General features: G+C 62.0%; 22 protein-coding genes and 1 pseudogene. 13 read left to right on the top strand and 10 right to left on the bottom strand.

Annotated features, from left to right (window positions below):
* Window positions 1–57: 57 nt before the first annotated feature.
* From NKI24_RS12150 to secA, 6 genes are all read right to left on the bottom strand, one after another.
* Window positions 58–1338, bottom strand: a complete 1281-nt coding sequence (locus NKI24_RS12150) for a GNAT family N-acetyltransferase (protein WP_352745469.1) — start codon at window positions 1336–1338, stop codon at window positions 58–60.
* Window positions 1338–2738: a lipopolysaccharide biosynthesis protein gene (locus NKI24_RS12155; protein ID WP_352745512.1), complete on the bottom strand. Its 1401-nt coding sequence runs from the start codon at window positions 2736–2738 to the stop codon at window positions 1338–1340. The genes NKI24_RS12150 and NKI24_RS12155 overlap by 1 nt, the downstream gene beginning before the upstream one ends.
* A 268-nt stretch (window positions 2739–3006) precedes the next feature.
* On the bottom strand, window positions 3007–4071 hold the full coding sequence (locus NKI24_RS12160) for a serine/threonine-protein kinase (protein WP_352542470.1): 1065 nt from the start codon (window positions 4069–4071) through the stop codon (window positions 3007–3009).
* Window positions 4068–5141 carry a protein kinase domain-containing protein gene (locus tag NKI24_RS12165; protein ID WP_352745473.1) on the bottom strand — a complete coding sequence of 358 codons (1074 nt, stop codon included), beginning with the start codon at window positions 5139–5141 and terminating at the stop codon, window positions 4068–4070. The genes NKI24_RS12160 and NKI24_RS12165 overlap by 4 nt, the downstream gene beginning before the upstream one ends.
* Entirely contained in the window at window positions 5138–6199 is a 1062-nt protein-coding gene (locus tag NKI24_RS12170; RefSeq protein ID WP_352745474.1) for a PP2C family protein-serine/threonine phosphatase, read from the bottom strand. The genes NKI24_RS12165 and NKI24_RS12170 overlap by 4 nt, the downstream gene beginning before the upstream one ends.
* A 540-nt stretch (window positions 6200–6739) precedes the next feature.
* The gene (gene secA, locus NKI24_RS12175; protein WP_352745476.1) at window positions 6740–9472 is read right to left on the bottom strand and encodes a preprotein translocase subunit SecA; all 2733 of its coding nucleotides are present in this window, start codon (window positions 9470–9472) and stop codon (window positions 6740–6742) included.
* 252 nt (window positions 9473–9724) lie between these two features.
* Between secA and NKI24_RS12180 the strand changes: the two genes are divergently transcribed.
* Window positions 9725–10642 (top strand): peptidylprolyl isomerase, encoded by a 918-nt coding sequence (locus tag NKI24_RS12180; RefSeq protein WP_352745477.1) that lies wholly within the window; start codon window positions 9725–9727, stop codon window positions 10640–10642.
* Window positions 10643–10685: 43 nt separating this feature from the next.
* Here NKI24_RS12180 and NKI24_RS12185 read toward each other — a convergent pair whose 3' ends face one another.
* Window positions 10686–11342 carry a TetR/AcrR family transcriptional regulator gene (locus NKI24_RS12185; RefSeq protein WP_352745514.1) on the bottom strand — a complete coding sequence of 219 codons (657 nt, stop codon included), beginning with the start codon at window positions 11340–11342 and terminating at the stop codon, window positions 10686–10688.
* 109 nt (window positions 11343–11451) lie between these two features.
* Here NKI24_RS12185 and NKI24_RS12190 point away from each other — a divergent pair, with 109 nt between their 5' ends.
* Window positions 11452–11688 carry a putative antibiotic biosynthesis monooxygenase gene (locus NKI24_RS12190; protein WP_352471336.1) on the top strand — a complete coding sequence of 79 codons (237 nt, stop codon included), beginning with the start codon at window positions 11452–11454 and terminating at the stop codon, window positions 11686–11688.
* 3 nt (window positions 11689–11691) lie between these two features.
* Here NKI24_RS12190 and NKI24_RS12195 read toward each other — a convergent pair whose 3' ends face one another.
* Window positions 11692–12918, bottom strand: a complete 1227-nt coding sequence (locus NKI24_RS12195; RefSeq protein ID WP_352745481.1) for a caspase family protein — start codon at window positions 12916–12918, stop codon at window positions 11692–11694.
* Window positions 12919–13097: 179 nt separating this feature from the next.
* Here NKI24_RS12195 and argJ point away from each other — a divergent pair, with 179 nt between their 5' ends.
* From argJ to NKI24_RS12220, 5 genes are all read left to right on the top strand, one after another.
* A complete protein-coding gene (gene argJ / locus NKI24_RS12200) occupies window positions 13098–14339 on the top strand; it encodes a bifunctional glutamate N-acetyltransferase/amino-acid acetyltransferase ArgJ (RefSeq protein ID WP_352745484.1) in 1242 nt (413 codons plus the stop codon).
* Window positions 14339–15118 carry a GNAT family N-acetyltransferase gene (locus tag NKI24_RS12205; protein ID WP_031212044.1) on the top strand — a complete coding sequence of 260 codons (780 nt, stop codon included), beginning with the start codon at window positions 14339–14341 and terminating at the stop codon, window positions 15116–15118. The genes argJ and NKI24_RS12205 overlap by 1 nt, the downstream gene beginning before the upstream one ends.
* Window positions 15115–15537, top strand: a complete 423-nt coding sequence (locus tag NKI24_RS12210) for a (deoxy)nucleoside triphosphate pyrophosphohydrolase (RefSeq protein WP_023677979.1) — start codon at window positions 15115–15117, stop codon at window positions 15535–15537. The genes NKI24_RS12205 and NKI24_RS12210 overlap by 4 nt, the downstream gene beginning before the upstream one ends.
* A gap of 127 nt (window positions 15538–15664) precedes the next feature.
* Window positions 15665–15970, top strand: coding sequence for a hypothetical protein (locus NKI24_RS12215; RefSeq protein WP_023677980.1), 306 nt, complete (start codon window positions 15665–15667; stop codon window positions 15968–15970).
* 125 nt (window positions 15971–16095) lie between these two features.
* Complete coding sequence (locus tag NKI24_RS12220; RefSeq protein WP_352453066.1) at window positions 16096–16275, top strand: Flp family type IVb pilin; 180 nt, start codon at window positions 16096–16098, stop codon at window positions 16273–16275.
* 50 nt (window positions 16276–16325) lie between these two features.
* Here the strand turns inward: NKI24_RS12220 and NKI24_RS12225 are convergent, their stop codons facing one another.
* Window positions 16326–17198: a methyltransferase domain-containing protein gene (locus NKI24_RS12225; protein WP_352745487.1), complete on the bottom strand. Its 873-nt coding sequence runs from the start codon at window positions 17196–17198 to the stop codon at window positions 16326–16328.
* Window positions 17199–17252: 54 nt separating this feature from the next.
* Between NKI24_RS12225 and NKI24_RS12230 the strand changes: the two genes are divergently transcribed.
* The 5 genes from NKI24_RS12230 to NKI24_RS12250 are packed head-to-tail and all read left to right on the top strand — an operon-like array spanning window position 17253 to window position 20354.
* Window positions 17253–18053, top strand: a complete 801-nt coding sequence (locus NKI24_RS12230; RefSeq protein WP_352745490.1) for a ComF family protein — start codon at window positions 17253–17255, stop codon at window positions 18051–18053.
* 28 nt (window positions 18054–18081) lie between these two features.
* On the top strand, window positions 18082–18351 hold the full coding sequence (gene grxC, locus NKI24_RS12235) for a glutaredoxin 3 (RefSeq protein ID WP_352453069.1): 270 nt from the start codon (window positions 18082–18084) through the stop codon (window positions 18349–18351).
* A 10-nt stretch (window positions 18352–18361) separates the two neighbouring features.
* The gene (locus tag NKI24_RS12240) at window positions 18362–19228 is read left to right on the top strand and encodes a carbon-nitrogen hydrolase family protein (protein WP_352745493.1); all 867 of its coding nucleotides are present in this window, start codon (window positions 18362–18364) and stop codon (window positions 19226–19228) included.
* The gene (locus NKI24_RS12245; RefSeq protein ID WP_352743859.1) at window positions 19225–19650 is read left to right on the top strand and encodes a DUF1178 family protein; all 426 of its coding nucleotides are present in this window, start codon (window positions 19225–19227) and stop codon (window positions 19648–19650) included. The genes NKI24_RS12240 and NKI24_RS12245 overlap by 4 nt, the downstream gene beginning before the upstream one ends.
* 8 nt (window positions 19651–19658) lie before the next feature.
* Window positions 19659–20354, top strand: coding sequence for a hypothetical protein (locus NKI24_RS12250; protein WP_352745498.1), 696 nt, complete (start codon window positions 19659–19661; stop codon window positions 20352–20354).
* A gap of 77 nt (window positions 20355–20431) precedes the next feature.
* On the opposite strand, the gene NKI24_RS12255 is transcribed toward NKI24_RS12250, so the two are convergent.
* The gene (locus NKI24_RS12255) at window positions 20432–21232 is read right to left on the bottom strand and encodes an SDR family NAD(P)-dependent oxidoreductase (RefSeq protein ID WP_352745500.1); all 801 of its coding nucleotides are present in this window, start codon (window positions 21230–21232) and stop codon (window positions 20432–20434) included.
* Window positions 21233–21412: 180 nt separating this feature from the next.
* Here NKI24_RS12255 and NKI24_RS12260 point away from each other — a divergent pair.
* A pseudogene (locus NKI24_RS12260) lies at window positions 21413–22057 on the top strand (helix-turn-helix domain-containing protein); the annotation flags it as partial.

A 22057-nucleotide genomic window follows, 5' to 3' on the forward strand; every position in this document is an offset into this window, starting at 1 on the left:
CCCGAGCGGGCCGACGGTGCAGAGACGGACGGTCGGGCCCACTTTGGACCCCATGCACTAGCGCCGGCGCAGCAGGCTCCTCATCCGGTTGCGCAGCAGGCGCGCCATGTTGCGGGTTTCGCGGTAGAGGTGAAGCTGCGACGCCGCCTGGCGGGCGGCGCGGTCGGCGTCCGGCGTCAGCCCGATCACCAGCGTGCCCATCGGCTTGCGTTCGCTCCACAGCCGGCTCATCACCGGATGGTCGGGCACCGCGCAGGAATCGGTCATCATGATGTTGGGGTCGTCGAGATGCTGCCTGGTCACTTCGATCATCAGCAGCGTGCCCGGCGAATAGGCAGCGAGCGTCTCGTCATAGGCGGTCTTCCAGGTGTAGGCGACGCCGGCCTCGACGAAGACGACCAGGCAGGCGATAGTACGGCCGTCGAGCGTCAGCGAATGGATGCGGCAGAGATCCTGCTCGGCCAGCCGGTGCACCGCCTCGCGGGCGAAGGCGGCGCGGTAGCGGTCGATGGCCATGGCGGTGCGCTCGCGGCCTTTCCAGCCGGCGGCCTCCAGCGTCAGGAAATTCTCGATGGCATGGCGGATCTCGTCAGGCCCGCGCGCCACGACATGCTCCAGCCGGCCGAGGTCGGCGAGGCGGCGCTTCAGGCGGCGGAACTCGCGATAATGGTGCGCGCGCAGCGAAGCTTTCAGATATTCCTCGCCATCGAGCTCGCTTTCGAGCACCGGGCGCTCGGCCTTGCCGGTGGTGACCAGCGTCAGGCCGCGCGTTTCGGCGACGCTGGCGAGCAGGCTCGCCACCGGGCCATCCAGCCTTATGTCGGGCAGGACGAAGACCTTCGGCAGCTTGAGATGAGGCCTGGACAGCATCGCGAAGAAATCCTCGATGACGCCGATCGGATCGTCGCGGTCGACCAGGGGCGTGCCGATCGGGCCGAACGGGCTCGACCAGGTGCGCATGACTGGAACCCCGAGCGGCACCATCGGCCGCTCGACCGAGAACGGCACCAGCAGGCGCAGCCGGTTGCGATACTGGTCACCGTCGCGGATGACGGCCAGCCGCACCTCGCGGTCCTCGAGCCTGGGCATGGCCGGCGCCAGGAAGCGCGGATTGAAGAAGACGTTGGGCTCGATCGTGCGGGTGCAGAGATAGTCGAGCTCCTCGACCAGGTCGAAGCCGGCGGAGGCCGGATAGATGGCAAGTTTGCGCTCGGGCCGGTTGTTGGCGAGGATCTCGACATGGGCGGGATCGGCTTCGCGGGCAAGCCCGGCAAGGCCGGACACCATGGCGCCGGCCGGGCCGCCGCTGGTTTCCTCGAGCAAGGGGACGGCAGCCATCAGGCGGCTCCTTTGGCGGGCACGAAAATGACCATGACGATGCCGAGCTTGCGCCAGACCGTGAAGGACAGCGCGCCGGCCTCGAAGATCATGGCGAAGACGGTGGCCATCGCCGCGCCCCACAGGCCGAAGAGCGGGATCAGCACGACGCTAAGCGCGATGTTGAAGGCCAGCGTCATGGCATAGACAGCGGCACAGATATTCTGGTTGCCGCTCATGGTGAGCAGGCTTTCGCAAGGGCCGACGGCGGCCCGCGCGACGACGCCGAACACCAGCAGGAACAGCAGCGGATAGCCGGCGGAAAATTCCGGGCCGAACAGGGTCAGCATCGGCTCGCCCAGCGCCAGCACGAGCAGCGCCATCGCCAGCGACGGCCAGAAGGTCCACGACACGGTTTCGCGGGCGAAGGCGGCGAGCTTGTGCGGCTCGCCATGGGTGAATTGCGCGTAGCACTGGGCGACGCCGGCCTTGACGGCGAAATAGACGAAATGCACCAGCGCAAGCGTCTTGACCGTGGCGAAATAGACGGCGACGTCGTTGGGATGGAGATAGGCGCCGACCATCAGCACGTCGGCATTGGTGAGCAGGAAGAAGAAGCTCTCGACCAGGAAGATCGGCAGCGAGACGATGAACCATTGGCCGAAATGCAATTTCATCGGTCCGGCCGGAATTCTTTTGTCGATGCGCGACGTCACGCCGATAAGCTGGCCGAGCGTGGTGGCGTAGGTGGCGGCGATGGCGGCGAAGATCGCCGTTCTGGCGTCCGGCGCATAGCCCGCCAGCAGCATCAGCGCCATGAACGCCAGGATCAGCAGCGGCCGCACCAGAAAGGTCGGCGACAGCGCAAACAGCGCCCAGGAATTGGCCCGCGCCAGCCCTTGCAGAAGGTCGGACATGGCGATCATCGGCAGGCAGATGATGCCGAGGATGAACGGCACGACATAGTAGTTTTCGATATAGGCCGACAGCAGCCAGACGCCGAGCGCGCCGAGGCCGGCGATCAGCGTCGAGGCAACCAGCACGAACAGCCGGCTGGCCCGCACGATGCCGCGCAGTTCGGCCAGCATGCCGCGCTCGCGATATTCGGGAATGAAGCGGATGATCGAGGTGTGGAAGCCGAGGCAGGCGAGATTGCCGACGATGACCATCGTCACCCACACGAGCACGAAAATGCCGTATTCGAACGACCCCATCCAGCGCGCCATCAAAACCTGGCTGACGAAGGCGATGACGGCGCTGACGATGCGGACCGAAAAGGCGATCAGCGACATGCGGCCGGCCTCGCCGCGCGCGCCGGCGCTGAACAGCACGGCATCGATCAGGCCAAGCAGCGGCCTGATGCGCAGCGCAAGGCGCTGCGGCAGGAACCGCCCGGCTGTCGTCGCCGCGGAAAAGCGCACCCCGATCACACTCCGTTTTCCGCCAATTTACAGGGGGTGGGTGTAGCGGAGACACATTAAGAAACGGTTGGGTGGGGAGTGGGGCGCGGCGGACGAAAAGCCAACGATTCGGCTTTTCGAGCGATGAACGCTCGGATCCTAGCGGAGGCAGGAGAGCGATACGCCGGCTCCTTACTCCCCTTTGTGGGAGAGGTCGGATCGCCCCCGATGTGCCCCACAAATCCGCAGTCAATCCAGATAAGGGGCAACCACTTCATTTGTTCGCTTTTCAGATGGCCTTCACTATAGGAAAAGCCCTATCCCATGGCGAACCTTCATCACGGCCAAACCACACCCGAGAGCCCTCTTTTACTTTTGATGTGCCGTAGAAACTTTCTGGATGGTACATCAGAATTGTGTTCTGACTATCAGAAATACGCCCCGTATATCCATGCAGCTGGCTAATAATCCCGTAATCGTATCTCGTTATAGAGTAGCATAAATCTTCACAAAGTAGCGCCAATTGAGATGCGGTCGGACGTTTGTTTTCGTCTTTATCTAAGCAGCGACAGATGATTTCAAAAAGTTGTTTTCCTAAACTTTTAAACTGAGCGGAATTTATCTGAGTTGGAGGCTTTGGGGTTTTCGCTGCAATGATATTAGGTATAGACTTAAGGCCCGTTCCAAATGGGAGCTCGCCGACGAGAAGCTCGTAGGTAATTGCTGCTATTGCCCACACGTCCGACGATTTCTTAGGCATTTTGAATTCGTTGATCGCTTCGGGTGACATGTACGGTATTGCTCCGAGGACGGTTTTTGATGAAGTAGAGCCTCCGGCTTCAGCCCATGGCCCGATCTCGGCTTCAGCCATCTTGGCAATGCCAAAGTCTGTAATTTTTACATTATCGAACTGGAATCCGCCTACGACCATAATGTTGCTTGGCTTTAAATCTCTATGTACAACTTCTACTGCATGCGAAGCAGCTAATCCCTTTGCCAATTGATGCAATATCCGCGTGCATGTCGAAGGTGGAAGATAAGGAAGGTTGCCTTCCATCACCGCAGCCAAGTCTGCTCCTGGTACAAGTTCTTCAATAATAAAAGGCCGCCCTCCATCTTCGAAGTAATCAAGTGTCTTCGCTACGTTCGGATGATTTACTTTAGCACTGACCACGGCAGATTGCTGAAAGCGCTTTAGTCCAGCGTCATCCTTAGGTGTCTTAAGAGCAACTTGTCGGCCAAACAATTGATCAACTACGCGGTAAACGTGCTGCATGCCGCCTGCTCCGATCCATTCTTCCGGACTGTAGCGGCCGGCAATCGCTGCCGTCCCTTTTGATACCGGGCCCTTCAATTCATCACCTCGGGGTGAGAGATATCTGCAGTAATCGAGGTCCTGAGTCTCCTGTCGCCACTCGGATCCCCCAAAACTATCACCGCGGCTCCCTGCAACCTGTATCCCACAACGACCTGCCGATTGTTGTGTCTCACATGGCCTAATACCTGAGTCACAACAAAATCGAGCCCATCATAACTTATGGTTACTCCGTCGCCCTGTGCAGTAAGAGTGACGGTCCGGTTGGCAGCATCAACGAAATGATCGCTACCCGAATACGTGATCAGCATGCGGTGCTTATCAAATAAGAGATTTTTTCCGAGAGCGGCCCGGAGCGTTTCGGCATTGGGTCGCTCCAATGGATCATAACTCAGCGTCGAATTCAGTAAATAAGCTATTTCAACGGGAACTGAGACGACGGTGGAATTAAAAGCCAATGACTTTTTAGGTATGGACGGAGGGACATGCCCAAGTTCAGGCGGCAGCTTGCCCGCATTCAGAAGCCATAATGCGGTGACCCCAAATGCGAATATATCTACAGCCGCCGTAAAAATATGGTTCCCGCTGGAATCGGGAATAAAAACCTCAGGTGCTGCATAGAACGGAGTAAAAAATAGTTGTTTTGTTTTTGCCCCATCAGAGAGTTTTGCGAGACCAAAGTCAAATATTTTCAGTACGCCAGAGCTATCGACCTTCATGTTATCCGGTTTTATGTCGCGATGAACACGGCCGTGCTGATGAACGTCGCTAATTCCGGAAATTATGGAGTACAATGAACGAAGTGCCACGCCGGTACCAGACGAGGCTTCAATCGGTTTTAGGTCTGTGCCTTCTATGTACTCTTCGACAAATCCCACGATCTCTAAGTCATCATGGATAACGTCCAGGACTTGGACTACGTACTTCGACCTGATGTCAGCAAGGGCAGATAGCTCATCCATAAGTCTATACTTTTCGATCCCAGGCTTAAGAGATTTCACCACCACTTGACGCTGAAGATTGCTGTCAAAGCAAAGAGCGGTCTCCCCCATTCCTCCTCCGGAAAGAGTCATGACCATCTTGGAATACCTGGTCGGGAGAGTTATCATTCCTGTTTCTTACTCTTGTTATTGAACTCTATATTCAATTGCGGTTTTTCAATTTCATTGTCAGAAACTCGAGCTTTGTTCTCACCCGGTTTCTTGTCGGTCTTTCGAGGAGTTCGAGCGGGTTTCTTTGATTTTACTCCTGTCGATTCTGCAGATTTATTCAATTCTTGTGAGAATTGCCCAATCTGACTAGGCGAAGCAAGCCACATCTCCAGTCGATCGCTGGGGCTCCATATAGTAAGCTCAGTACCTCTCGCGAAGTGCGGTCCAGGGCTAAAGTCATTTGCATAAATCACCACTGCCGAAGAATTATCCTCGACGCCCATCGCTTCCGCGACGTATGTAATCTTGCGCGCAAGTTCCCCGGGGCTTCTAGAGTGGCGATTAATTCTCTCCAGTGCTTTTTTTCCGATACTATGAGCGCCATCAGACGTAATTATAAAAGTCGAACTTAGAGCATCGGACACAGGAAAAATGTGAGGCTCAATAGCCTTTCCAATTCCAACAAACTGAAGAAGACGACTGTCCAAATTATCTTCATTCGCATCGCTGATCTGATGAAGCTGCCCACCGATGGTGTCGTCGCGAGTTAAGAGGTCAAGGCTCCTATCCGGTCTGCTCGCATACAGCCTGCTATCCCCAACGTGCGTAGCCCAGGCTTCTCCAGAACCCCTAATAACCAAAGCAGTAAGAGTAGTGCCGCCATCGCCTCGAAATCTACGATGAACTTCTGCATTGGCGGCATTGATCGCCCCTAACATTTGGCTTGCGATTGGCGCACCTGAGGGCAATGCTAAGCGAGCAAGGAATGTTCCGGCGGCACAACCGGCGGCTGCGCCTCCCTCTTTCATTCCCCCCATTCCGTCACAGATCAATGCAATCAGCAAAGCCTCGCCCGACGGCCTCACGATATAGGCAACCGCCGCTCGATCCTGATTTTCCTGGCGCACCGGTCCCTTCGAGGAACCTACCCCAATACCATCGTTAACCTGCGTGCTGCGGCCGATCGCCTGCTTGGAAATAAAATATTCGATGCGATCTTCAAGTTCGCTACTCACATGTTCTCCATGCGTCTGTCTAAGGCCTAATTCTCTGATGTTTGGGCAACCACGATCTTGGTTCAGCACAATTCCTAAATGCTTAAATCGCCAGAGTTAAATGCTCGCCGGAAAAATAATAGACGAGTTCCTTCTTGAAGGCATCCGACAAAGCAGGATTTTCCCCGATCTGCATATGGCACAATATTGTAGTTTGAGCCAACACTGAGGCTTCGTCGGCTTACCGGCGAGGCGCTCCTTGAAAATCGCGAATCGACCATCAAACCTACCGCAAGGTTTTATGAGCCACGCGTCACGCTGAGGATCTATGGATACGACTGTTATACGATGATGGAGCGAGCCGTCTTCTGCAACATGGACGATTTAGTTTTGCTAATCTAGTTTTAGATTGAGCCGAGATGCCTGCCGGGGCGCCCCCCTCTGGCCTGCCGGCCATCTCCCCCTCAGGTGGGGAGATTGGCTAGTCGCCAATGCTGGCGCCGCCCCTCATCCGCCCTTCGGGCACCTTCTCCCGTATACGGGGAGAAGGAAAGCAGTGCCTTACGCAAACGCCCCATGACAATGCTTGTATTTTTTCCCTGACCCGCACGGGCAAGCCTCGTTGCGGCCGACCTTGCCCCAGGTGGCCGGGTTCTTCGGGTCGCGGTCTTCGGGGGCGACGATGGCGTTGGTCTCCTGGCGGACCAGCACGGCCGTCTCGCCGCCTTCGAAATCGTCCTCGCCGGTGAAGCCGTCGATGTGGCTGCCGAACATGTCGGGGGCCTCGGGCGGCGGCGCTTCCGCCGCCTGGCGGACCAGCTCAACGCGCATCAATTGCGCGGTGACGGCCTGGCGCAGATTGCCCAGCATCGCCTGGAACAGCTCGAACGCTTCGCCCTTGTACTCCTGCAGCGGATCGCGCTGCGCATAGCCGCGGAAGCCGACGACCGAGCGCAGATGGTCGAGATTGACGATGTGCTCGCGCCACAGATGGTCGAGCGTCTGCAGCACCACCGAGCGCTCGACATAGGTCATCACGTCGGGGCCGAAACGCTCGGCGCGCTCCTTGGCGGCGGCCTCGGCGGCCTGGCTGACGCGCTCGCGGATGTCGTTCTCGGCGATGCCCTCTTCCTTGACCCAGTCCTCGACCGGCAAATCGAGGTTGAGGAATTCGGCGATCTCGGCCTTGAGGCCGGCGACGTTCCACTGCTCGGCATAGGCATTTTCGGGAATGTTCTTGGCGACGATCTCCTCGATGACGCCTTCGCGCATCTCGGTGATGGTCTCGGACAGGCCCTCGCCGTCCATCAGCTCGATGCGCTGCTCGAACACCACCTTGCGCTGGTCGTTCGAGACGTCATCGTATTTCAAGAGGTTCTTGCGGATGTCGAAGTTGCGCGCCTCGACCTTCTTCTGCGCCTTTTCCAGCGCCTTGTTGATCCACGGGTGGATGATCGCCTCGTCTTCCTTGAGGCCGAGCTTCTGCAGCATGCCGTCCATGCGCTCGGAACCGAAGATGCGCATCAGGTCGTCCTGCAGCGACAGGAAGAATTTCGACCGGCCGGGATCGCCCTGGCGGCCCGAGCGGCCGCGCAACTGGTTGTCGATGCGGCGCGATTCATGGCGTTCGGTGGCCAGCACGTAGAGGCCGCCGGCGGCGAGCGCCTTTTCCTTCAGCCGGGCGATGTCGTCGCGGATTTCCTTTTCCCTGGCTTCGCGCTCGGGGCCGGCCGGCATGTCGCCAAGCTCCTCGGCGATGCGCATGTCGGCATTGCCGCCGAGCTGGATGTCGGTGCCGCGGCCGGCCATGTTGGTGGCGATGGTGATGGCGCCGGGCTTGCCGGCCTGGGCGACGATCGCCGCCTCGCGCTCGTGGTGGCGGGCGTTCAGCACCTCGAAATCCTTGAAACCTTCCTTGCGCAGGCGTTCGGCCAGCTGCTCGGACTTCTCGATGGAAGTCGTGCCGACCAGCGTCGGCTGGCCCTTGGCGCGGGCTTCCTTGATCTCCTTGACGATCGCCTTGTATTTCTCCTCGACCGTCCGGTAGACCTCGTCGTCTTCGTCAATGCGGATGACCGGCAGGTTGGTCGGGATCTCGGTGACGTCGAGATTGTAGATGTTGGCGAATTCCTCGGCCTCGGTCAGCGCCGTGCCGGTCATGCCGGCGAGCTTCTTGTAGAGGCGGAAATAGTTCTGGAAGGTGACCGAGGCGAGCGTCTGGTTTTCCGGCTGGATCGCCACATGCTCCTTGGCTTCGAGCGCCTGGTGGAGGCCCTCCGAATAACGGCGGCCGGGCATCATGCGGCCGGTGAACTCGTCGATGATGACGATCTCGCCGTTGCGCACGATATAGTCCTTGTCCCGCTGGAACAGCCGGTGCGCCTTCAGCGCGTTGTTGACGTGGTGGACGATGGCGACGTTCTCGACGTCGTAGAGCGACTCGCCCTTGAGCAGACCCGCATCGCGCAGCATGTTCTCCAGCTTCTCGGTGCCTTCCTCGGTGAAGATCGAGGTCTTCTGCTTCTCGTCGATCTCGTAGTCCTGCGGCTGCAGCTGGATGATGAAGGTGTCGATGGTGTTGTACATTTCCGAACGGTCCTCGAGCGGACCGGAAATGATCAGCGGCGTGCGCGCTTCGTCGACCAGGATGGAATCGACCTCGTCGACGATGGCGTAGCTGTGGCCGCGCTGCACCATCTGGGCGCGCTCGTATTTCATGTTGTCGCGCAGATAGTCGAAGCCGAGCTCGTTGTTGGTGGCGTAGGTGACATCGGCGGCGTAGGCGACGCGGCGCTCCTCGTCGGACAGGCCGTGGACGATGACGCCGACCTTGAGGCCGAGGAATTTGTAGACGCGGCCCATCCATTCGGAGTCGCGCGTGGCCAGGTAGTCGTTGACGGTGACGACATGGACGCCGTTGCCGGCGAGCGCGTTGAGGTAGACCGGCAACGTCGCCACCAGCGTCTTGCCTTCGCCGGTGCGCATCTCGGCGATGCCGCCATTGTGCAGCACCATGCCGCCGATCAGCTGCACGTCGAACGGCCGCATGCCGAGCACGCGGCGGGCGGCCTCACGCACGGTGGCGAAGGCCGGCACCAGGAGGTCGTCGAGACTGGCGCCGTTGGCGATGTCCTGGCGGAACTTGTCCGTGCGGGCCTGAAGCTCGGCGTCGGAAAGCGCCTGCATCTCGTTTTCCATGGCATTGATCGCCTCGACGCGCGGCCGGGTCGATTTGACCCGACGATCGTTGGAGGAGCCGAAAACCTTACGGGCGAGACCGCCGAGACTGACCATCCAATGGCCCTTTCGATAGCATTCCAAGTCATTGCGACGGGCGCCGGCTGGCCCCATCAACTCAACGTGAACGCGGACAAACGCAAAAAGCGCCCGGAAAACGGTTCTGGACGCAAAGTCGTTGGACAGATAAGAGGGGGCTCATTCGATGTCAACGCCGCGCTCGCCCTGTCGACCGCGCCAAATTCCGCCACAATCTTGCTGGTCTGGAAGCCATTCCGCTCTAGCTACCCCGCTTTGGAGATAATCGTAATGTCAGTATTGTTCCGCCGCGCGTCGCTCGCCAGCCTTGGTCTGGCATTCGGGCTATCGGCCCTCTCGCTGTCGCCGCTGATTGCACAGGAGGCCGCCCCTGCCCAGCCGGCAGCACCCGCTCCGGCGGCCAAGCCGGTCGATCCGAACGCCGTGGTCGCCACCATCAACGGCCAGACGCTGACCGAGGCAGACCTTGGGCTTGCCGAGGGCGAGCTGTCACAACAGTTCGCGCAGCTTCCGCCCGAGCAGCGCCGCGCCGCGGCGCTGTCGGCGGCGATCGAAATCCGCGTGATGGCGGCTCAGGCGGTGACCACCGGCCTCGACAAGGATCCCGACTTCCAGCGCCGCATGGCCTTCCTGCAGCAGCGCGCGCTGCATGGCGAAATGGTCGAGAAGGGCGTCGTCGACAAGGTTACCGATGCCGAGGTCCGCGCCCGCTACGACCAGGAAATCGCCAACACGCCGCCCACCAATGAGGTGCACGCCCGTCACATCCTCGTGAAGACGAAGGAAGAGGCAGACGCCATCATCAAGCAGCTCGACGGCGGCGCCGACTTCCAGAAGCTTGCCAACGAGCACACCAGCGATCCGAGCGGCAAGACCAGCGGCGGCGATCTCGGCTGGTTCGGACCTGGCCAGATGGTGCCGGAATTCGACAAGGCGGTGTTTGCGCTGGCGGTCGGCAAATATACCGACCAGCCGGTGCAGTCGCAGTTCGGCTGGCACGTCATCAAGGTCGAGGACAAGCGCACCAAGCAGCCGCCGGCGTTCGACCAGGTCAAGGACCAGGCGCGCCAGGCGGTCATCCGCGACAAGTATTTCGCGCTGGTCAAGTCGCTGCGCGCCAACGCCAAGGTCGACATCCCCGATGCGAACCTGAAGAAGACGGTCGACGCACTGGAAAGCGCCAAATAGGCCAGATTGGGCTACGACAGGGCGCGCTGCCGCCCTGTCGCTTCTATTTGGTAGGGCGAGCGATGATGCGTCGACGCCGCCGCCGGAGCGCCGTGGCGTCGCCGGCATCGTCAGCGACTATGCCTTTCAAGACATAGCCGACCGCCCTGCGCAGCGTCGCTTCGTCCTCGTCCAGGCGGTTCGTCAGAAGATGCGTCCAGGCGAACGAGGCGATCAGGTCGGCGACGACAGTGGCATCGACGTCGGCAGCTATTTCTCCCCTTGCCTTGGCGCGTTCGACCATCTGGCCGGTGTGGATGCGACGCCCTCTTGCATATTCGGCGAGGGCGGCGGCGGCTTTTTCGTCCGACTGCGCCTCGGCAATCAGCGATCTGAACACGCTGCCCGACGACGTGTCGCGCCAATGCGCGAACAAGCTCTTCAGAAAGCCGACGAGATCCTCCGCAAGGTTCCCGGTATCGGGATTGTCGACGCGCTTTTGCCGTTGATAAACGTCGAGCAGCAAGGCGGCCTTGCTTGGCCACCAGCGATAGATCGTCGGTTTTCCGGCGCGTGCGCGGCGCGCCACCGCCTCGATCGAGAAGCCGGAATAGCCAGCTTCGACCAGTACCGCCTCGGCGGCATCGAGAATCGCATCGGCGCTTTCCGGGCTGCGCCGTGCGCCAGCCGACTTGCGCCCGGGATCGGTGATTTCGCCCATCTCTTCTTCCTTACCCGCGATTTCGCCAGCCATCATATACAACTCTTGACGAAACGGAACGATCCGTTTTATATGTAACGGAACGTTCCGTAACGATAAGGAGAGTTTGATGAACTCGACCGCCGTGACCCGCTTTTCGCGCCTGCGCTTCGCCCTGCTGGTGCTGCTCGGCGTGTATCCACTGATCACTGCCATTTTGTACGTGGTTTTTCCGCTGACGCAGGAATGGCAAATCTGGCAGCGTACGCTGGTCATCGCGCCGCTGATGGTCTCGATCATGATCTGGGGACTGATTCCGGGCGTGCAGCGGGCGTTTCGCGGGTTCATCAACCCAGCGGTCCGCTGATGTTCATTCCAGCGCTTGCGACGTTTCCGACGCAACGCGCCACGCGCCATCGGCCAGCACGAGTTCCAGCGTCACCCGCGCCTTGCCGGTCAGGCGCTGCACCGATTTGTCCTTCGGCACGTAGTCGTAGCGCATCGCGAAAACTACGTCGGCACGGTCCTGGCCGTGCGGCGTCACCTCAAGGCTGCCGGGCTCGAGACCGAACGACCACGATGCCCATTGCGCGAACCAGTCGGTCTTGACCTTGACGATCGCCTCGCTGTCGTAGCGCGTGCCGTAGATGATGGCCGACGAACCGTAGAGCCGCTTGACGGTTTCGCGCATTCTCCTGGCATCAGGCGCCAGATAGTTTTCGCGCAAGAATTTTTCGATGGCACCCTCGTCGCCGACGGAGCGTTCGAGCGCAGCCACCTGCGACGCGGGAGCCGGGCTGACAGCCGGTTTCGGTTGCTGGGCAGTGTCTCCGCCCGGCACGAATTCGAAACGTTCGAGCAGCGACCCCTGCTCCCAGGGACGCTGCGCCTCGCGCGTTGCGGAAACGACGTCGCGGCGCACCGCGATCATCATGTCGTTGATGCTCTGTCCGGGCTCGGCCATATGCCGCAAAAGTGCCGCCGCAAAGGGCGAGTTGCGCCCCGTCCCGTCCATTGCGACGGCGCCGGGCGCAGTCGAGAAGGCGATGAATGAGCCGCGTGTCGACTCGAACTGGGCAAGACCGGCGAGAGCCGTCGCCGAGCGCGTCGTGGCGCTGCGGCTGAGACTTCGGGCAAACGGGTTGTTGCGGCAGGCATCGAGGAAGACCAGGCTGACCTTGGTCTGCTGCTCCATGATGTCGAGAACCTCGTCGATCGGCACCGCCTCGAGCTGCAGCTTGACCGGCATGTCCAGCCGGGCGTCGACCGGCACGATGAAGTTGCGCCCGTCGACCTGCAGGCCGTGGCCGGCATAGTAGAACAGTCCGGCACCGGCACCTTGCAGCGCATCGGAGAATTCGCCGATCTTGCGTTCGAGCTCGCGCTTGCCGAGATCGTTGCCTTCGATCACCTCGAAACCGATGGCGCGCAGCTTGTCGGCGATGTCGAGCGCATCGTTGACGGGATTGGCCAGCGTGCCGGCTTCGGCGTAGCTGCCGTTGCCGACCACAAGCGCCACGCGCCGCGCCGTCTGCGCATCGGCGCGCAGCAGCAGAAAGCCCAGAAACGCCAGTGCCAAGACCACAAGCCTGCCCATGGGGCAGGATCATAGCGCTATCGGTCGCAGCGACGCCAACAAATTTGCAACAGCCTGCTTGCTGCATGAGGCGGTGTCAGGCTTCCGGCACCCGTAACGGCTGTGAAACGCCTTGCGCCAGCGCGTGCTATCGGGCAAACCGGCGTTCCTTTCGCGATTTTTCCCGCCCGGGGTCTTCCATGTCCACACAGGTTTCGCCGCTCGCGCCGAAGAAATATCCCAAGATGCCGGTGATCGAGGGCGCGCGCATCGCCACCGCCGAGGCCGGCATAAAATACAAGAACCGCACCGACTTGCTGGCCATGGTGTTCGACGCCGGCACCACCGTCGCCGGCGTGTTCACCAGGTCGAAATGCCCTTCGGCGCCGGTCGATTTCTGCCGGCAGAACCTCGTGGCTGGCAAGGCACGCGTGCTGGTGGTCAATTCCGGCAATGCCAATGCCTTTACCGGCCAGAAGGGCCGCGCCTCGACGGCACTCACGGGCGAGGTGGCGGCGAAGGCGGCCGGCTGCACAGCGGGCGAGGTGTTCCTGGCCTCGACCGGCGTGATCGGCGAACCGCTCGACGCCGGCAAGTTCAGCCATCTGCTGGCCGGGCTGGTTAAGGACGGCAAGCCGGAATTGTGGACCGAAGCCGCCAAGGCGATCATGACCACCGACACCTATCCCAAACTGGCGACCGCGACGGTCAAGCTCGGCGATGCCGACGTCACCATCAACGGTATCGCCAAGGGCGCCGGCATGATCGCGCCCGACATGGCGACGATGCTTTCCTTCATAGCCACCGATGCGCCGATCGCAGCACCCGTGCTGCAGGACCTCCTGTCGCGCGGCACGGCCAAGACCTTCAACGCGGTTACCGTCGATAGTGACACCTCGACCAGCGACACGCTGCTGATGTTCGCCACGGGTGCTGCCGCCAGGCGCGGCGCGCCGGCAATTTCCGAACCAAAGGATGCGCGCCTCGGCGCCTTCCGCCGTGCCCTCGGCAAGGTGCTGAAATCGCTGGCACTGCAGGTGGTGCGCGACGGCGAGGGCGCCCGCAAGCAGGTCGAGGTCACCGTCACCGGGGCCAAATCGGCCCGCTCGGCCAAGCGCATCGCGCTGTCGATCGCCAATTCGCCGCTGGTCAAGACGGCAGTCGCCGGCGAGGACGCCAATTGGGGCCGCGTCGTCATGGCCGTCGGCAAGGCCGGCGAACCGGCCGACCGCGACCTTCTGTCGATCTGGTTCGGCGACAACCGCCTGGCCTATCAGGGCGAGCGCGACGCTGCCTATTCCGAGGAGGCGACTTCGGCGTATATGAAGCGCGACGAGATCCGCATCCGCGCCGATATCGGCATCGGCCGCGGCAAGGCGACGGTGTGGACCTGCGATCTCACCAAGGAATATGTCGCCATAAACGGCGATTATCGGAGCTGATGGCGTTGGCTTCCAGACATCCGGCAAGCGTGTTGGCGATCGTGCGCCGCTATGAGGCGGCCGGCTTTCGCGCCTGGCCGGCGGCCGCCGTCCATTATGACGGCACCTGGGTGGTTCGGCTGACGGCCGGCCACCCGGCCAAGCGGCTGAACTCGGTCAACCCGCTCGATCCGGGCGACATCCAGCACATTGCCGAGCGCATCGGCCGTGCCAGCCGCCGCTTCGACGCCTATGGCAGGCCGCTGACCTTTCGCATCTCACCGCTGTCGGGGCCGGATCTTTCGAAGTATCTCGACAGCGAAGGCTGGAGCATATTCGCGGAGTCGCTGGTCATGCGGCTGCCGCTGGCGGACGCCGCGCTCGACGACGCCATGGACCAGATTCCGTTGAAGGACATCAGCCGTTTCATCGGCGCGGCGCTCAAGGTGAGCGGCTCGGATGTGTCGCTGCGGCCGGGCCTGTCGGAGATCATCGGCGCCATCCAGCCGGAGGCCGGGCTGTTTGCGCTGGAGGCCGGCAGCGAACCGCTGGCAACGTTGATCTGCGTGCATGACGGCGACCTTGCCGGCCTGTTCGAGATCGCCACCGACAGGTCGGTGCGCAACCAGGGCCATGGCCGCCATCTCATCCGGTCGGCGCTGAAATGGGCGCGGCTGCGCGGGGCGCGGGAAGCCTGGCTGCAGGTCGAGGCGGACAACGCGCCGGCGCTGGCGCTCTACCGTTCGCTCGGATTCGACGAAGTCTATCGCTATCGCTATCGCCGGCCACCCGGCGCATGAGCGGCTTGGATACGATCGGCAAACGCCTGCTCCTGGTCGCGGCCTGCGCGCTGGTCGATGCCGACGGGCGCGTGCTTTTGGCGCAGCGGCCCGAAGGCAAGCAACTCGCCGGCCTATGGGAGTTTCCGGGCGGCAAGGTCGAGCCCGGTGAGACGCCGGAACAATGCCTGATCCGCGAATTGTACGAGGAGATCGGCATCGAAACCGACATCCCTTGCCTGGCCCCACTCACCTTCGCCAGCCATTCCTACGATGATTTTCACCTGCTGATGCCGCTGTTCGTCTGCCGTCGATTCCGCGGCATTGCCCAGCCGAAGGAAGGCCAGGTGCTGAAATGGGTGCGGCCGCGCCAGATGCGCGATTTTCCAATGCCGCCGGCCGATGCCCCGCTGATCCAGTTCCTCATCGATCTGCTGTAACGGCCGACCTGCCGTAAATCGGGCAGCGCCGCAACGCGCTGGCAGCAGCGTTAATGAAAGATTTATCTGACCGTGAAAAATTGACGCTAGGCGGTTACGCCGATTCCACCGCTGGGGAGCGATTTGCATGAGCCTTGAAAAGGACTGGGACTCGCCTTGGCCCGACCGCCTTCCTGGCGCCGCGAATGCCGGCATGGGAATATTGCGCATCGCCCTCTTGTTCGGCTCGGCCGCGGTGGCTCTGGCCTTGATCGCGACGCCCTACCTCGACAGCCGGACCCGCTCGCAGTTTGCCCGCGACGGGCTTGATACGATGAGCACCGGCTCGATCGGCCAGCGCGACAGCTATACGCTACGCAAGAGCGTGCTGCAGCCGCTGCCCAGTTCGGTCTGCGTTATACGGGCCGATGGCAGAAGCAGCGGCGACTGCTGACCGCTCAACAGATCTCCAGGATTCGGCTGTTTCCTAGAATGCAGCTGGTTCACCGCGCGTTAAGCCTGTCGCATTAACCTTTCTTAACGGGTCGGCGCTAGGTTCGGGCAAGAGGGATGGCGCCCATGAAAATCTTGCTGCAACGATTTTTAGAAGACGAGAGGGGTGCGACGGCTATCGAATATGGTTTGATCGTCGCCGTGCTGTCGCTTGCCATTGTCGCTGGTATTGGCCAGGCTGCCGGCGCCATCCAGTGGTTGTTCAGCGACAACAGCAGCAAGCTTGCCAACGCTTTTGCACAGTGACCCGCTTAGCTTTTGCGTGGGATACGCTTAGCTTTTGCGCAAGGATCCGCTCAGGGGCCGCCGGGGTTTTCCAGGATTGTCTTCAGCGATATTTTTGCGGAGCCCGGCTTCAGCGGCTTTTGCTGAGAGGCATCGGGCGCCCAGCCTGACATCCAGACCACCGAGAAACTCGCCCTGACGCGGCCATCGGCATCCGAAAACCGCTCCGCATAGATTTCGGCGGCGCGCGCGAACAGCGCTCGCGTGCCCGGCCGCCTGCTGCGGTCGACAAGCGCGCTGGTCTCGCCCATGGCGCGCAGATCGGCGATCAGACCAAATAGCGAATCGTAGCGCACCGTGATCGTCTCGACGTCGGCAACCGGCAGTGCCAGGCCGGCGCGCTGCAGCAGCGCGCCGGCGTCGCGGACGTCGGTGAACGGGATCACACGCGGGCTGGCGCCGCCATAGAGCTCGGTCTCGGCGGCAAGCAGGCTTTCGCGCAGTTCGGAGAGTGTGCCTGTGCCGGCGAAGGCGCCGAGGAAAAGCCCGTCCGGCTTCAGCGCCCGGCGGACCTGCACCAGCATGCCGGGAATGTCGTTCATCGCCTGCAGCGACAGCAGCGAGACTGCGAGGTCGAGGCTTTCCGGCTCGAATGGCACGGTTTCCAACGGCGCCAACAGTCCTGGCTGGCCACCCAGGAAAGCGGCGTCGGCCTCGACGCGCACGTTTTCCGTCACCTTGCCGCTTTCGGCGAGCACCTCTGCTGCTGCCGGCGTCTGGCAAAACAATGAGGCCGCCTTGCCGAACCTGCGTTCGACGGCGCCGAGCCGGTCGGCAAGATCCTCGGCCGCCCGCCGCATGAGGAAATCCGCGCCGGCGATGGGACGGGTCAGTGCCCGGCGCTTGCGCGCCAGCCAGAGCGAGGTGTCAATTACAGGCTGCAATTGGCAGGTCCTTGTGCTTCGCTCTCTGATATAGTGATGCGGAGGACCAACCACGTGGCCGATCCCATGCCAGAGATCAAGCGTATTGCGATCAAGAGCATTGCCCGCAAGGCATTGGGCTGGCCAGCGCGCCTCTTGTTCCCGCCGGTCTGTGCCGGCTGCCGCCGCCATGTCTCGCAGCCCGGCGTGTTGTGCGGCGCCTGCTGGCCGAAACTCAGGTTGCTGGAACGGCCATGGTGCCCGGTGATGGGCACTCCGTTCACCCACAATATGGGTGAGGGTTTCCTGTCGGCGGAGGCTATAGCCGACCCGCCGCCGTTCGAGCGCGCGCGGGCGGCGGTTGCCTATTCCGGCGTTGCCCGCCAGATGGTGCAAGGGCTGAAATACCAGGACCGCACCGATCTGGCGCCGTGGATGGCGCGCTGGATGCTTCGCGCCGGTGCCGAACTCATCGCCGAGGCCGACGTGGTCGTGCCGGTGCCGCTGCACTGGCGGCGTTTCTTCCGACGGCAGTTCAACCAGTCGGCGGAACTGGCGCGGGCGGTGGCGCAGCTCGGGGAGCGGCCTTTCGCGCCATCAGCCATCAGGCGCATCAAACTCACGCGCCAGCAAGTCGGGCTGGTGCGGCGGGAACGCGAGGAAAATGTTCGCGCCGCATTCAAAGTGCCGGATGAGGCGGAGATCGAAATCGCCGGCCGCCGGGTGCTGCTGATCGACGACGTCTACACCACCGGCGCCACCGTCCGCGCGGTCGCCAAGGCGTTGAAGAAGGGCGGTGCCGGCGCGGTCGACGTACTGACCTTCGCGCGCGTGCTGCCGGGGGACTTTCGGGCCGACGAATCGGCGCCTATATAGCCTAGGAACGAGGCAGGATTGCTGACCGATGGTCGATGTGACGATCTACACGCGGATGATGTGCGGCTATTGCACCGCGGCCAAGCGGCTGCTCGACAGGAAGGGCGTGACCTATACCGAGCACGACGCCTCGTTCTCGCCGGAGCTGCGCCAGGAGATGATTTCCCGGGCCCATGGCCGTTCCACCTTTCCGCAGATATTCATCGGCGACACGCATGTCGGCGGCTCCGACGATCTCCACGAATTGGAGGCGGAAGGACGGCTGGACAAATTGCTCGCCAACGGCTCGACCAGATAAGGACATGACCATGGGTGCTTTCAAGGCGGCGGCGATCCAGATGCGTTCGGGAACCAGCCCGGAGCGCAATGCGGTTGATCTGGAACGGCTGGTGCGCGAGGCGGCAGGCCTTGGCGCGACCTATATCCAGACGCCGGAAATGACCGGCGCGCTGATCCGCGACAGCCAGGCGCGGGCCGCTTCCTTCACCTCCGAAGACAAGGACATCGTCGTCTCGACGTCGCGGCGGCTGGCCAAGGAGCTCGGCATTTTCCTGCATATCGGCTCGACCGCCATTCTGCGCGCCGACGGCAAGCTTGCCAACCGCGCCCTTCTGTTCGGGCCGGACGGCGCCACGATTGCCACCTACGACAAGATCCACATGTTCGACGTCGATCTCGACGAAGGCGAGAGCTGGCGCGAATCCGCCGCCTATGAGCCAGGCACCGAGGCCGTCGTCGCCGAAATCAATGGCGCGAAGCTCGGCTTTGCCGTCTGCTACGATCTGCGCTTTCCGCAGCTGTTCCGTGCCGAGGCGCTGGCCGGCGCCGATCTGCTTTCGGTGCCCGCCGCCTTCACCCGCCAGACCGGCGAAGCGCATTGGCACGTGCTGCTCAGGGCGCGTGCCATCGAGAACGGCGCCTATGTGGTTGCCGCCGCGCAAGGCGGCGTGCACGAGGACGGCCGCGAAACCTATGGCCATTCGCTGATCGTCGATCCCTGGGGCCGCGTCATCGCCGAGGCGGCGCATGACGAGCCGGCGGTGATCGTCGCCGAGATCGACCCGGCGCAGTCAGTCGCTGCGCGCAAAAAGATACCGAATCTCAAAAACTCACGCGATTTTGCCGTAAACGCCGGTTCGGCGCAGGCGCCGCGTCTCAGGGGTGCCGCCTCTTGATCCGCTTTTCCCTGATCTGCGAACACGAGCACGAATTCGAAGCCTGGTTCCGCAGCAACGACGATTTCGACACCCAGAAGAAGCGCGGCTTCGTCGACTGCCCGGCCTGCGGCTCGCACAAGGTCGACAAGGCGCTGATGGCGCCTGCCGTCTCCACCGGGCGCAAGCGCGAAAGCATCGCGCTGGCCATGGGCGAGGCGCAGAAGCAGGCGCTGGTGCAGCTCAAGGCCATGGCCGACAAGGTGCGCGAGAATGCCGACTATGTCGGCGACAAATTCGCCGAGGAAGCGCGCAAGATCCATTTCGGCGAAAGCGATCCGCGCGGCATCTATGGCGAGGCGACGCTAGACGAGGCCAAGAGCCTGGCCGAAGACGGCGTCGAGTTCATGCCTATTCCAAGCTTCCCCGACGACCGCAACTGAGGAAAGTCTTGCCCCATCCGGAGAAGACTGAAAAGCGGCGTAGTTCAGAGATAGTGATCCGTGTTTTCAGCTGGTTGGCTATAAAGTCGATCGACAAGAGAACGATCGATGGGTTGCCAATTTTCTATAATGGCGAGAGCGGTGGGAAAGATGCAGATAAGGTTGCCGCCGCGCTGCGATTGATTCAAGAATTTGACCCTGTTCGATACAGCCGTCTGGTCCGCGATCTCAAACGGATCTGGATCACAATCAATCCAGGTGCCGCTGCGCAATTTGTGAAATCGACTTCGACTTGCGAGCTTGATCGGCGATTTGTTCTAGGCGAGCACACGCTGACCGACCAGATCGCCAGCGCGATAGTGCATGAGGCGACGCATGCGCGTCTCCATCAGCGAGGCATTGGCTATGAGGAGGAATTGCGCCACCGGGTGGAGTGGGTTTGCATGAGACGTGAACTGGCTTTTGCGGCGAAACTGCCGGACGGGGCGAGTATTCGTCAATGGGTCGAAGCTCGACAAACGGAACCCTCGGATTTTTCCAATGTAGCGATGAATGGTCGGCAAATTGATAGCGCGCGTGATGCCTTGCTCCATCTCAATGCTCCAGGTTGGCTGGCAGACTTGATCGTCTTTTTCGCCCGGCGGCGACATCAGAGGCGTATCAGGCGACAAGAAGCTGAAGCGCATTTCGACAAGCGAAAATGATGCTCCGTTTCGCTTGTGGGGATTCGCTTCCGCCCAGAGCGGCGATGCCGCCGCCCCCTGCACAAGCGTCCGCAATTTCAGGCCGAGCAGCAAGGATGGGCCTCGCGGGTAATCGTTTCGCTGCTTCTTTCATGCCCACTGCCTGACGGGCTTGCTTCACTTGACGGACTTGCTTCCGCATAGGCTGCAAACTGGCGTTCAAGCGCCTTGACTGCACTGCTGCGCCAGCCCTCCGCCAGGGATTCCGACATGGGATCGGGGAAGATTTCCTCTTCGCCGTTCTCCACGCCGTTCAGGATTGCCCGCGCGACAGACTCCGGAGAAGCCTTCGCGATGTCCAGGCCCCGTGTCATGTCCGTGTCCACCGGGCCGGGAAGGACCCTGTGGACGCTGACACCCCGTCCGGCCAAAAGGGTGCGCAACGACTGCGACAGCGAGAACGAGGCCGCCTTGGAGATCGAGTAAGCCGGACTGAACGGCACGGCGGCAATCGAGGCCAGCGACAGAATGTTGACGATGGCTCCCCGCGACCGGGCCAGCAACGGCAGCAGAGCCTGGGTAACGTCGTACGAGCCGAAGAGGTTTACGGCGAGCTGTTGTTCGAGCACACGACGGTCGCTGAGGTCATCGAAGGGCGATACGCCGGCGTTGTTGATGAGGATATCGAGAGCATCGATCTTCTCGACCGCCTCCCGGATCTGCGCAGCGTTGGTCACATCCATGGTCAGGGACGTCACACGCCGGTCCGGGTGGGCCATGGCTTGGCGGGTTGCAGCATAGACGCGCTTTACGCCTCTGCTCAGGGCTTCCTCGACCAGTGCCCGACCGATGCCCCGATTGGCTCCAGTCACCAGGATGGTTGAACCTTCGATCTTCATTGCGTCTCTCCTAGTGCTTATCGTTGCGTTCGAGCCCAGTGCACGGTCTAGCCGCGACTCAAGGTTGGCGCGCCGCAACTCAGGTTGGCTACAGTCGCCGTTGTCGATACGACTGGTTGGTGAGATGGACTTAGCGCCGGATGTCGAAGCCATGGGAGTGACAAGTGTGACGGGATTCCGATGGACTCGCTGATCACGGCCGCGGCGCATGCGCTTGCGGCGGGCGATCCGCTCGGCGCCTTGAAGCGGGTTGCGCTGCGCGACGATGCGCCGGCACTGGCGTTGCGCGGTATCGCGATGGCGCAGCTTGGCGACCTGAATAGGGCGAAGGTTCTCCTCAAGAGGGCGGCGCACGCATTCAGCCCGAGGGAGGCCGTGGCCCGCGCGCGGTGTATCGTCGCCGAGGCCGAGATCGCGCTCGTCTCGCGCGACCTTACCTGGCCGGCCAAGGCACTCGACGCCGCACGGGCGACGCTTGAAAAGCATGGCGACCGCATCAACGCCGCGCATGCGCGCAACCTCGAAGTTCGGCGCCTGCTGCTGATCGGCCATCTCGACGAAGCCGGGCGCAGGCTGGACGGCTTCGATCCCTCGCCGCTGCCGCCGGCATCGCGAGCCGCCCACGAGCTGACTGTCGCCGGCATTGCCATCCGTCGCTTGCGGACCGGCCCTGCGCGCGCCGCACTCGGCCTGGCGGCACGGGCGGCGGGCGCGGCCGGCCGACCCCGACGGATGGGGGAGGGGGGGGGGGCCGCGCGGGGGGGGGGCCCGCCCGGCGCCAGCCGTGTGGGGCGGGGGGGGGGGCGGGCGCGGCCGGGCGGTGAA

Source organism: Mesorhizobium sp. M0701 (genome assembly GCF_040320365.1).
GTDB lineage: Bacteria > Pseudomonadota > Alphaproteobacteria > Rhizobiales > Rhizobiaceae > Mesorhizobium.